The sequence below is a fragment of the Phytoactinopolyspora endophytica genome, assembly GCF_004138495.1.
GTDB classification, from domain to species: domain Bacteria; phylum Actinomycetota; class Actinomycetes; order Jiangellales; family Jiangellaceae; genus Phytoactinopolyspora; species Phytoactinopolyspora endophytica.
Map to the genome: position 1 here is coordinate 96296 of NZ_ML142862.1, position 12457 is coordinate 108752.

Annotated in this window: 7 protein-coding genes and 1 pseudogene; 7 read left to right on the forward strand and 1 reads right to left on the reverse strand. The window is 66.7% G+C overall.

From position 1 onward, the window contains the following. The 5 genes from ELR45_RS23685 to ELR45_RS23705 form a co-directional block, all read left to right on the forward strand. Positions 1–1293 (forward strand): sugar-binding protein (locus ELR45_RS23685; RefSeq protein ID WP_205857143.1); only part of this gene is annotated, 1293 nt, incomplete at its 5' end. A gap of 163 nt (positions 1294–1456) precedes the next feature. Beyond that, entirely contained in the window at positions 1457–3097 is a 1641-nt protein-coding gene (locus ELR45_RS23690) for an arylsulfatase (protein ID WP_129668545.1), read from the forward strand. Further along, positions 3094–3375, forward strand: a complete 282-nt coding sequence (locus tag ELR45_RS42885; RefSeq protein WP_129668546.1) for a DUF2264 domain-containing protein — start codon at positions 3094–3096, stop codon at positions 3373–3375. Before ELR45_RS23690 ends, ELR45_RS42885 begins: the two co-directional genes overlap by 4 nt. Beyond that, the gene (locus ELR45_RS23700; protein WP_420813940.1) at positions 3297–4808 is read left to right on the forward strand and encodes a polysaccharide lyase family 8 super-sandwich domain-containing protein; all 1512 of its coding nucleotides are present in this window, start codon (positions 3297–3299) and stop codon (positions 4806–4808) included. Before ELR45_RS42885 ends, ELR45_RS23700 begins: the two co-directional genes overlap by 79 nt. 70 nt (positions 4809–4878) lie before the next feature. Beyond that, positions 4879–5235: a hypothetical protein gene (locus tag ELR45_RS23705; protein WP_129668548.1), complete on the forward strand. Its 357-nt coding sequence runs from the start codon at positions 4879–4881 to the stop codon at positions 5233–5235. A 224-nt stretch (positions 5236–5459) separates the two neighbouring features. On the opposite strand, the gene ELR45_RS23710 is transcribed toward ELR45_RS23705, so the two are convergent. Beyond that, positions 5460–8102: an ROK family protein gene (locus ELR45_RS23710; protein ID WP_129668549.1), complete on the reverse strand. Its 2643-nt coding sequence runs from the start codon at positions 8100–8102 to the stop codon at positions 5460–5462. A 310-nt stretch (positions 8103–8412) separates the two neighbouring features. On the opposite strand from ELR45_RS23710, the gene ELR45_RS23715 reads away from it, so the two are divergent. Further along, positions 8413–11775, forward strand: a complete 3363-nt coding sequence (locus ELR45_RS23715) for a sugar-binding protein (RefSeq protein WP_165368050.1) — start codon at positions 8413–8415, stop codon at positions 11773–11775. 63 nt (positions 11776–11838) lie between these two features. Then, a pseudogene (locus ELR45_RS35705) lies at positions 11839–12457 on the forward strand (sugar-binding protein); the annotation flags it as partial.

The window sequence follows — 12457 nt, forward strand, 5'->3', positions numbered from 1 at the left end:
GAAACCGAGAACCTCACGCCGCAGGCCGACCGCGTCTACATCACGGTCGGTGAGCACCCGGTCTACCTGACGGGCACGGATCTGACCGCAACGGTCTCCGACCTCGCCACCTTGTCTGTCGACCCGGGTGTCACCGGTGAGGCGATCGACGCCACCCTCACTATCGACAACAGCGGCACCCCGCGCCGGCCGCTGTGGGGGACGTTCCACCTCGCTGGGACCGAAACAAGGGTCCGCGTAGCACCCGGAAGGACAGCCGAGATCCCGATCACCATTCCCGCCCAGCGCCACACCGGCGACCGGGAACTGGTCGGCCGGCTGACCTCACGCACCGGCCGCGGTAGCACGGTCGCTCGTCTGACCGGCTCAACGACGATCGTCGACCCGCTCGGCCTCTCGGCCACGCACGTGCTTGCCGCGGACGGATCCGACGCGCTGCGCGTCAATGTCACCAACCACGCTTCCGACCCGGCCGAAGTCGGCGACATCAGCTGGTCCGCAGGCGACACCGATGGGACTGCCGTCCTCGACGAGCCGATCCCCTCCGGTGAAACGCGGACGGTGGACGTCTCACTTGCCGAGCTCGGGTCCGGCACGCACGAATATTCGCTCGAGGTCGACACCGCCGAGCACGGCACACTCAGCGCAAACGGCAGCGTGAAGATCGTCAACGCGGGCGAGTTCACGCCGAGCACACAGCAGACGATCACGGTCGACGGGACGCTCGATGAGCTGTCGTCCGCGCACACGGTCAACCTCGCTACCGACGGCACTGTCAAGATGGACGACTATGCCGGCGCAGACGACCTCTCCGGGACGGTCGCCGTCACCTGGGACGACGAGAACCTCTACCTCTCCGCAGAGATCACCGACGACACCCACGCGCAGGATGCGCCGGAGACCGCGGGAATCTGGGCCGGTGACAGCATCCAGCTCTCCGCACAGGCCGGAACACCCGGCGAGGCGGGCAGCTGGTACCAGTACGGCCTCGCCCTGCGCGGAGAAGACGTGCTCGTGCACAAATGGTCCTCAACCGATGGCAGCACCGGATCCGTCGTGGACGCCGACGCCGCGATCAATCGGTCGGGCACGACGACGACCTATGAGATCGCGCTCCCCTGGGACACCCATCTTGCGCCGATCGATCCAGATCACGGGATGCTCGCGTTCTCGATGCTCGTCAACGACAACGACGAGGGATCCCGCAAGGGCTACATCGAGTGGGGCTCGGGCATCGGAAGCGGCCAGAACGCCGCTCTCTTCAACCCCATCCGCCTCGAACCCGCCCCGTAACCAAAGGAGACCGATGACGAACGTGCTGCTGATCCAGGCTGAGCAGTTCCGTTGGGATTGCCTACGCGGCCCGCATCGACGAGGCGCGTGAGTACTTCCTCGCTCGAGCGCGGGGGCGCGGTGATGACGCTGAGCGGCACGACAAACACGGAGTGACGACCTGATGACGAGACAAGAGCAGCGTCCCAACGTCGTGCTGATCCTGGCCGATGATCTCGGCTACTCCGACATCCGATGTTATGGCGGCGAGATAGACACGCCCAACCTCGACAGGCTGGCCGCCGGCGGTCTTCGGATGTCGCAGTTCTACAACACGGCTCGGTGCTCGCCATCGCGGGCATCACTGCTCACCGGGCTGCATCCGCACCAGACTGGTATCGGCATCCTCGTCGAGGACCAACGTCCCCACGGCTACCAGGGATTCCTGAACGACCGCTGCGTCACCGTCGCCGAAGTCCTACGTTCGCACGGGTACGGGACCTACATGAGCGGCAAGTGGCATCTCACGGGCAACACCGACCGACTCGACGGCGCTTGGCCAACCGAACGCGGTTTCGACCGCTTCTACGGCACCCTCGCCGGCGCCGGAAGTTACTACAACCCGGCGACGCTCACCCGCGACACCACGCCGATCTCAGAATCGCAGCTACCCGGAGACTGGTTCTACACCGACGCGATCAGCGATCAGGCAGCCTCATTCGTCGACGACCACATCGCGAAACGAGCCCGAGACCCCTTCTTCCTCTACGTTGCCTACACCGCTCCGCACTGGCCTCTGCACGCACCGTCAGACGACATCGAGGCGTACGCCGGACGATACGACCACGGGTGGGACCAGTTGCGTGCCCGACGGATGCAACGCCTCTTCGGGGAAGGCCTCCTGGATGAGGCGACGGAGCTCAGCCAGCGCGACCCCGACGTCGCCCCTTGGGATGAGACCCCACACCAGCAGTGGGAAGCCAGGCGTATGCAGACCTACGCCGCCCAGGTGACACGGATGGACCTCGGCATCGGCCGAATCATCGATGCCCTCGAGTCCCAAGGTCAGCTGGACAACACGATGCTGATCTTCTTGTCCGACAACGGCGGCTCCGCTGAAGGCCAGCCCCTCGGATATGTCGACGAAGCGCTCGACCCCCGGCCCACCGTCAACCGGCTCACACGTCACGGCGAACGGGTCTACCGCGGCAACACGCCGGACGTGGTGCCCGGCCCGGAATCGACCTGGGCCTCCTACGGACGAGGCTGGTCGAACCTCTCGAACACGCCGTTCCGACGGCACAAGTCCTGGGTCCACGAGGGCGGCATCGCGACACCCTTCATCGTCCACTGGCCGCACGGCCTGCATGAGGCCGGCACGATCCGGCACGCCGCACACCAATTGCCCGACGTCATAGCGACGATCCTCGACGCCACCGACGTCGACTACCCCCGCGATTATCTCGGCCGGGACGTCCTGCCACCCGAAGGCACCAGCATGCTGCACACCTGGGACAACATGCGCGGAACGCCCAAGAGCGAACACACGCTTTGCTGGGAACATCTCGGTCACGCAGCCGTGCGCCAGGGCCGATGGAAGCTCGTCCGCGCCCACCCCGACGACTGGGAACTCTACGACCTCAACACCGACCGCACAGAACTCCACGACCAAGCCCTAGACCATCCACAGATCGTCACCCAACTCGCCACTGCGTACCAGACCTGGGCCAAACGATGCAGCGTCATCCCCCGCGAACAGATCCTCAAGCACGCCGGCGCCCCGCAGGAGATCACGGTCGAGCTGGCAGGTGACGAGAGGGCATGACGTGGGGAACGCGGGCGGACCTCCAGGAGTATGTCCTCGACCTCTGGAGTCCCGTCGAGGCGCGGCTGAGTCGCGGTCGTGCGCGGGCCGAGCTCGGTCGATCGGGGGCGACGTTCTCGCCCACGGCGGCGGAGCTGGAGGGTTTCGCGCGCCCGCTATGGGGGCTGGTTCACCTTGCTGCCGGTGGTGGTCAGGTCGACTGGCGCCCGATGCACGACGGGCTGATTTCCTCAGCACCGTCGAATCGGCCGCCGCCCCGTTCATCTACAACGGGCTGATGATGCACGCGGTGGCGGGACGCGAGATCGCGCGCTCGTCCCGATCCGAGCAGCACAAGGCTCACGCCCTGTGCGCGGCGACCGTCCTGCTGGGAGCGAGCGCGCCGCCCGAACGCGAGGCGCGTTGGCGCGCGATGGTGAAGGGATGGCTCGAGCGCGACTACGTCCTGCCCATCGGGGCGGACGCCGAACTCGAGCTCGCTGCGCTGGCGCGCCTCGACCAGTTGCTGGGCGACCACACCGTGGCCGGTTCGCCCGAACCGGCCGGGCACCGCCATTTCCACAACACCGACCGCAGCGCGCATCGCGGATCCGGGTGGGCGGCGTCGCTCGCCATGGCGTCCGAGCGCATCTCGCATTATGAGTTTGGCAACGGAGAGAACTCTCGCGGTTACCACACCGGCTCGGGCTGGCTGTCCTGGTGGGGCGACGGCCATGGCCAGGAACACAACTCCGACGCATTCTGGCCGACCGTCGACCCGTATCGGATCCCCGGCACGACGGTGTCGATGCTTCCGCTGCCCGATGGGTGGGGCGGGCACTTCGGCAAGCCGCGCCCGCAAACACGCTTCGTGGGCGGCGTGACGGATGGGGAGCTCGGAGTGGCCGCACAGCACCTGCAAGGCGCCGGCAGCACGATGCGGGCGCGGAAGTCGTGGTTCTTCTGCGATGAGGCCGTCGTGTGTCTCGGCTCGGCGATCTACTCGGCCGATGGCCACGCGGTCGTCACGACCGTCGACAACCGGAACCTGGGTGAGAACGGCACCGTGACGCTGGAGATCGATGGTCGGGAGGTCCGTCCCGATGTCGAGTGGGAATCCTCGGCGGTACCTCGGTGGATCCATGCCCGGGGCGTGGGCGGATACGTGTTCCCCTCCGGCGGCGACGTCCGTCTTGAGCTGACCGAGCGCAGCGGAGCATGGCGCGACATCAATTCCGACCGAGGGTCGGACGAGGTGCACACGCGACGCTGCCTCACCACCCACATCGATCACGGGGTCGACCCGGACCCGGCGGCGTATGCGTATGTGCTGGTCCCCGGCGCTGATCGAGAGCGGACGACGCGCTGGGCGGCCACAGGAATGGTCGACATCCTCACGCACACGGATCGCGCACACGCCGTCCGGCTCCCCAATGACGGCGCAATCGCCGCGAACTTCTGGGCTGCCGGATGTGCCGGCGAGTTGAAGGCGACGGGTCGCTGCAGCGTGCTCGCTCGCGAGCACGCCGACGGCACGGCGACCGTCGTGGTCAGCGACCCTGCACGTGAGAACCGCAACCTCTCGATCGACTGGGAGCGCCCCGTCGCACACGTCATCTCCGCGCCCGGCACCGTCAGTTCAACCACCATCGGCGGCAACCTGCGCCTCACGTTCCGCGACCTCGACGACGCCGCAGGTGCACCGCAGGCGATCACGGTTGAGTTGGCGTGACACCTCGCGACGCGCGCCGCCGTCAGCGACCCTGCGCCGCAACGGCGCACCCGGTCGAGGAGAGCGTCGGATGAATCGAAACAAGCCCAGCACCCGAGCAGAACGAAATGCGGCGTCGCGGTACGTACACCTGATGAAGCGGGCACTCTCTCCGTACGACTGGACGGACCTCCTCGAGCGGCGCTCACCGTCCGGGGAACGCCTCGACATCCAAGCGTATGCGCGGATCGCCTGCGTGGCGGGCTGCCCGATGCTCTACGACGTCGCTACCCGCGTCCAGATCCAGCACCTCCTGCACAGTGGCTACACCGGTGCCTACGCCGAGCACATGGATGCGCACCTGCGCACGGCCGGCCTGGCGTCCCCCAAGACCCCGACCAGCCGCACGCCGATCATGAACCTGTCGATCACGAACCTCCAGCCCTGACTGGCGGGCACATCACCTCCACGACCGCCGACTTTCACCAGATCGTCGCGGTGGCGGGCGGGTACTCGGTTCAGATCGACAGCCGGGCGAACCCGTAGTACGACGCCACTGGCCTGGGTCGGGTGCACCGCCGGATACCCCGCGCGACGACGGTGGGCGCGTGTGTGTCGTGTGCCGGTGGCCTGCGTGAAGCCCGAGTTGTGCCGCCGACGGCACGCGCGCACCTACGTGCCGGGGTCAGTGGTGTAGTCCTCGAGCGGGTCCCAGTCGGAGAAGGTGAACAGGTTCTCGTCCATGCCCGCGGCCGCCAGCGCGTCGGCGACCACGGTGTTCAGCCCCTCGTCGTACGTTTGCGCCAGCTCGACGTAGTCATTCCCGTTGTCGATGGCGGAGAAGACGATTTCGGGCCAGTCTGGAGTCGGGGCCCGCTTTTCGATCGCGGAGATCACCTCTTGGGCGTCGTAGCTCCGCGTCGTCGGGCTCGGGCCTCGCAGCTTGAAATCGTGCGCAAGGGCGATGATGCCGGCGGCATTCTTGCTCAACTCGTCGGCGTAGTCGCGGGCCAACGCGGTCGGTACGGCCGAGACCTTGTAGTACTGACGCTGCACCTCCGCCGTCCCCAGGAAGGCAATCAACGCCGCGGCCCCGTCCGGGTTCCTGCTCGCCTTCGCCATGCCCCATGTCGGTGCCCAGTCCTTCGTGTATGTGGCATAGCCCGCCCGGCCCGAGTCCGGCACCGGCACGGGCGCAACCGTGACGTCGGTCTGGTCATTGATCTTCAAGATCTCCTCGGTCCACCATGGAGCGGCCACCGCCATGGCGATCCGGCCCGCCGACCACGCCTGCCAGAAGCCGGGCGTGTCGATATTCTGCCAGCCAGGAAGGACAGAGCCGTCCTCGACCATGCCCCGCAACAACGCCACCGCCTCGACCACCGACGCGTGCGCAGCAGCGGACCGCCCCGTCCGGTAGTCGAACGGTGTCGCCGGCGCGATGTGCCGCACTCCTCCCGCGGTGTTGATGAACGGCTGCAACGTCACGTTGGCCAGCAGTAGGCCCGCGCCGGCCGGTGCGAACCCGCAGGCGTCCCCGCCGGACTCGGTGGCCACCTTCGCCGCCGCGTCGCGGAGCTCGCTCCAGGTCCGTGGCGGTTCGAAGATACCGTACCGACTCAGCACGTCCATGTTGGCCAGAAACACCTGCCTGCCGTCCCAGTCTGGACTGGCAATGCCGGGAACACCGAAAAGCTGACCGCCGATGTGTAGACCCGACACCGCCGGATCCAGGGCAGAGTCGCCGTACTCGTCAGTCAGCAGCTCGGTGATCACCGGGTAACCGTCGAGCGGTTGGATCCATCCCTTCGCCCATGACGCTTCCATCATCGCCGGCGGTTTCACCATCCGGAAGACATCCGGTTGATCCTCGCCGCTGAACAGTTCCTGGATCGACTCCGCGTACTCCGGATCCGGAAAGTGCAGGAGGTTGACATCGACACCTGTCTCCGTCGTGAACCTCTGGAACTGCCGGGCGTAGAACTCCTGGTCGGCGTCAGTGGTGAGCGGCACCGTCACCGTGACGCTGCCGCTCGGCCTGCCCGGCGGGGCGGGAGCGCGAACTGAGACGGACGAGGCGAGAGTAGCGTCATCGTCCGACACCGGCTCCGTCTCGCCGCGTCCGCTCGGGTAGTCGGCGAGCAGAGTCGACCTGCGCAGGACCAGCGCCACCCCTCCGAGCGCAGCTCCCTCTTCGCCCAGCTGAGCCGGAACGATGTTCAACCGGCGGTGAACCTGGCGGTGTGCATAGATGCCGATCGCTTCCCGGGCCGGATCGAGCAGGTCGTCTCCCGCTCTCGCCAGTTCTCCCCCGACGACGACCAACTCCGGATTGACGACATTGCACGCGGCGGCCAGCGCGCGCCCAAGTCGCCGCCCGGCATCATCGATGACCCCCTTCACGTGGCTGTCGCCGGTGCGCAGCCGCGCGAGGACCTCGTCGAACGTCGACTCGCCCGACCGCTTCAGGATCTGCTGAAGCGAGATATACCGCTCCAGGCATCCGCGGCCGCCGCACGCGCACAGTGGTCCATCCGTGTCTACAGAGATGTGGCCGAACTCGCCGGCGGCGCCGAACGCTCCTGAGAACAGCTGCCCGCCCAGCACAAGGCCACCGCCGACACCATGCGAGAGCCTGAGGTAGAGGGCGTTCTGCACGCCCTGAACGCCACCCCATATCGCTTCCGCGAGCGCTCCGAGGCGCATGTTGTTATCGACGAGAACCGGCACGCGCAGATGTTCGCCGACGAGCTTGTGGACGAGTTCCGCACGATCCCCATGTCGCGGACGGGAGGCTGTGCCGGCCTCAGCGACGGGGCCGACCACGCCGACACCCGCACCCTCGAGCGCGGCCAGAGAGATGTGATGACGGGCGACCAGACTGTCTACGACGGACAGCGCCTGGCCGATGCGCGCACGCCACGATGCCGACCGGATACACGGCTCGCTGGTCGACGCGACGACGTCGTGAGCGGCATTGGCGACGCTGACATGAATCCGCCGATACCCCAAGTCGATACCGAGAGCGAGACCACTCGCCGGGTTGAGCGTGAGATACGTCGGCGGACGCCCCTTCCCGCGCCGCGACGCCGCCTTGCCCTCCTCCTCACCAACCTCGTCCGGCCTATCCGTCTCGACAACTGCCCCCACAGCAAGCAGATTGCCGACGATGGACCACAATGCTGTCCGCGACAGGCCGGTCATCCGCGCCAGGTCGGCGCGGCTGAGGGCTCCATGCGTGCGCAGCAAACTGAGGACGCGGTCCTCGTGTCCCTCGCGCAGCAGCCGCAACGCGCTGCGGGATGTATCAGCCATGTGTCAGACATTGCCCTAGCAGATGCAGTACTGTCAATATTCTGTACATAACTGTGGACCGAAGCGTTCCCCTGCGAAGCCAGACAACTTCCGCGACACGCCGGTCACGGGCATCCTGAACACTTCATCATGGCCGTTAAACGGCTTATATGCCTTCCCTCCGGAGCACGCGCGAGCCGGAGATCGAGACAATTGACGACGAGCGTTCCCTTCGGATAGCGGTTGACTTTTGTTCTAAGAGTGGCCATAGTGTCGAAATCCCGCTGAAACACGTCTCGCCCACGCAGCCTCGATGCAGAGGAGACACCCCGTGAAGCGCCTGACTCGTTCGCTCGGAATCGTCACCCTTGCCGCGCTGACCACGCTCGGCCTGCTGACCGGGGTGGCCGAACCGTCGATCGCCGCGGCCGACGATCCACCTGTGTCCACCGCCGAGGAGGATCTGCGAACCCAGGTGATCGGCGACTTCGAGACCCCGGACGAGAATTGGGGGTTCACCCGAGGCCCGGAGTTTCCCGGCGCGAAGGGGGGCTTCAGCCGGCAAGCGGACGAGCCGTACGACGGCCTCTTCTCCGCCCGGCTGCGCGGGAACTTCTCCGACGGCGGCACCTACGTCGGGCTGACCAAAGAGATCGACCTCGACCTTCGGGGCCTGAGCTTCTGGGTCCGCAGCTCCGACGCATCGTTCCTCACCCTGCGCCTCACCGACGCCACGGGCCAGCACCATCAGCAGCGCCTGGCCGTCACCCCGGACGGTGCGTGGCAGGAGATCGTCGTCTCCGACTTCGATCAGGGAACGGGCTACAACTCCTGGGGCGGAGCCGACGACGGCGTGTGGCACGGACCGGCCCAGGCGATCCGGCTCCACCTGCCGAAGGCCGCGCTGTCCGGCGAACTGACCGGTGACGTCTTCTTCGACGACATCACCGCCACAGTGCCGCCGCCGGACCTGGAATTCGTCCAGGCCGAACCGGGGAACGTCTTCGTCGGCGACGACCAGCCACGCATCGGCATCGATTCCACCGCCGACACCGTCGACTGGACTGTCACCGACTTCTGGGGCGCCGAAGTCGCCACCGGCTCGGCTCCCGTCGACGGCTCGGCCGAGGTCAGCCTCCCCGTCGACGTGGTGGGCTACTACGAACTCGACGCGACGGCCTACCGCGACGGCGAACCGATCGCCACACGGGAGACCACGTTCGCCAAGCTCTCCGACTACGACTTCTCCGCAGTCGACGACTCCCCGTTCGGTATGCAGGTGCATTACTCGATGCCGCGTTGGCAGGACTTCGCCGCGGACTCCCTCGAGCTGGTCACCCACGCCGGCGCGAAGAGTATCCGGGAAGGGTCCTGGTGGGCCTGGCAGGAACCGGAACCGGGGGTCTACGACTTCACCCGGCCGGACATGATGATGCCGAACCTGCGGGCCAGCGGCCTGGATTTCCTAGGGACAGCGCAGGGCTACAGCACCTTCTACGACAACGGCGCCACCCCCTACACCTCAGAGGGCCAGCAAGGCTTCGCCAACCACGCGCTGTCTATGGTCGACGAGTACTACACCGACCCGATGGACTGGATCCAGGTCTTCAACGAGCCCAACACCGCAGTGTTCGGCGACCGCAAGGGCGTCGACGGCTTTGACGGCGACTGCGACTTCACGCCCGAGTGCTACTTCGGCATCCTGAAGACGACCTACCAGACGGTGAAGGCCGAGCACCCGGACCTGCCCGTGGTGAGCGCGGGATTCGTCGGCGTCGGCCGCAGTCCGAGAGTGCTGCCTTGGCTGGAGGACCTGTTCGAGCTCGGCGCCCTGGACTACATGGACGTCTTGGCGATCCATACCTACGCAGCGCCGGATGAGCCCGAGTCCGGCGCCGACCAGTTGGCTCAGCTGGAAACGCTGATCCGGGAGTACAACGACGGCGAGCTGATCCCGATCTGGGTGACCGAGAACGGCTACGCCACGCATCAGACCTCGACCGGCGTCAGCGAGGCCACGCAGGCTGCCTACGTTCCGCAGTCCCATGCGGTCGCGTTCAACGGCGGCGTCGAACGGTACTTCTACTACGAACTGATGAACGACGTCGCCGAACCCGATCCGACGAGCCACAACAACAACTACGGCCTGCTGCACAACACCGCCGACCCATCGGGCCGGTGGACCCCGAAGGCCGGGTACGTGTCGTATGCGGCTATGACCCGCGAACTCACCGGGGCGGAGTTCTCCCACAAGGAGGACGGCATCGGCGACGGCGTCTCCAGCTATGTGTTCGACCGCGACGACGGGCAACAGACGCACCTGCTGTGGGCCGACGAGCCGACCACGATCGCCGTCGACACCCAAGACCCCGTCCGGCTCACCAACCTCATGGGTGAGACCGAGACCCTCACGCCGCAGGCCGACCAGGTCCACGTCACGGTCGGCGAGAACCCCGTCTACCTCACCGGCGCTGACCTCACGATGTCCGAGTCGGGCCTGCTGACCCTCACCGCTGACCCCGGTGTCACCGGCGAGGACCTGCATGCCACCCTCACCATCGACAACACCGGCACACCCCGCGCCCCACGGTGGGGAACGTTCGAGGTGGCTGGCACTACCACCAACGTCCACGTGCCACCCGGCCGTAAGGTCGACATTCCCATCACGATCCCCGCGCAGAACCACGCCGGAGACCGCGAACTGGTCGGGAGGCTACTCCAACGCACCGGGCGTCGCGGCGCTACCTCACGGCTGAGCGCTACCACCACAGTCGTCGACGCACTCAGCATGACCAGTAAGCACGTCCTCACCCCCGACGGCGACGACGTCCTGCGGGTCCAGGTGGCCAACGTCGCCTCCAGCCCGAGGGAAGTCGGCGACATCGAGTGGTCGGTCGGTGGTGACAGCGGCACGGCCCCACTGGCGAGCCCAATCGCGTCGGGCGAGACGGCCAGCGTCGACGTGCCGCTGGCCGATCTCGACATCGGTGAACACGACTACACGGTCACGATCGACTCCCCTGACCAGGGCACGCTGTCGGCCGGGGGCGCAATAAACCTCGTCGACCACGCCGACCTCACACCCATGACCCACCAGGCCATCACCGTCGACGGCATCCTGGACGACCTGTCCGGCGCTCACACCATCGACCTCGCCGCCGAGGGCACCGTCGAGATGGATAACTACGACGGTGCGGCCGACTTGTCCGGCGACATCGCCGTCACCTGGGACGAGGACAACCTCTACCTATCAGCCTCGATCACCGACGACACGCACACCCAGGAGTCGGCGACATCCGATGACATCTGGGCAGGCGACAGCATCCAGTTCGCCGTCGAGGCCGGGTCCCCCGGTGAGGCCGGCCAGTGGTACGAGTACGGGACGGCGCTGACCGACGACGGCCCGAAGGCTCACCGCTGGGCCACCGTCGACGGCAAGGTCGGCGAAGTCACCGACGCCGACATCGCCATCACCCGCACCGGAACCACCACCACCTACGAAGTCGCACTGCCCTGGGATTCCTACCTCACTCCTGCCACTCCGGACCAGGGCCTGCTCAGCTTCTCGATGCTGGTCAACGACAACGACGGCGCCGGCCGCAAGGGCTGGATCGAATGGGGATCCGGTGTCGGCAGTAGACCCAAGGACTCCGCCCTGTTCAACCCGATGATGTTCGAAGCAGCTAGGCCGTAGCGCCGAATCGCCCGTGCAGGAGGGCGGCCGGTGACGGTCGCCCTCCACAGTGAGGAGCTTTCAATGACGAGGACTCACCGACACCCATGGCTCGGCCTAGGCATCCTCATGGCCGTGGCAGTGAGCCTGATTCTGAGCTCACTGCAAGCGGCGCCGGCCTCGGCTGAAGGGGAACTGGCCCCGAACGTCATCGGCGGTTTCGAGACCGCGGACGAGAATTGGAACCTGAACCTGGGGCTGGAGTTTCCCGGCGCCGAAGGCACCTTCACCCGCACCACGGCGAATCCCAAGGTGGGCGCCTATGCCGGCCGGCTGAGCGGAGACTTCAGCGGGGGCGGAAGATATGTCGGGATCACCAAGAACATCGACCTCGATGTGCAAGAGTTGCGACTGTGGGCCCGCTCGACCGACGCCAGTCAGATGGTGTTGCGGATGGTCGATTCCACCGGCCAGTTCCACCAGCAGCGGATCGCGATCACCGCTGATGGCGCCTGGCACCAGCCCGTGGTCACAGCGTTCGACGCTGGTACGGCCTACAGCCATTGGGCCGGCGCCAACGACGGCGTGTGGCACGCCCCCGCACAGCGCATCCAACTGATCATGCCGGAGCGCGCTCTTCCTGACGGGCAGGCGATCGGCTCCATCGACTTCGACCAGGTCGAGGTGGAAGTGCCGGCGCTCG

Excerpts from the sequence above, each read along its gene's own strand:
- ELR45_RS23690 (WP_129668545.1), top strand. The coding sequence starts at position 1,457 with ATGACGAGACAAGAGCAGCGTCCCAACGTCGTGCTGATCCTGGCCGAT.
- ELR45_RS42885 (WP_129668546.1), top strand. The coding sequence starts at position 3,094 with ATGACGTGGGGAACGCGGGCGGACCTCCAGGAGTATGTCCTCGACCTC.
- ELR45_RS23705 (WP_129668548.1), top strand. The coding sequence starts at position 4,879 with ATGAATCGAAACAAGCCCAGCACCCGAGCAGAACGAAATGCGGCGTCG.
- ELR45_RS23710 (WP_129668549.1), bottom strand. The coding sequence starts at position 8,102 with ATGGCTGATACATCCCGCAGCGCGTTGCGGCTGCTGCGCGAGGGACAC.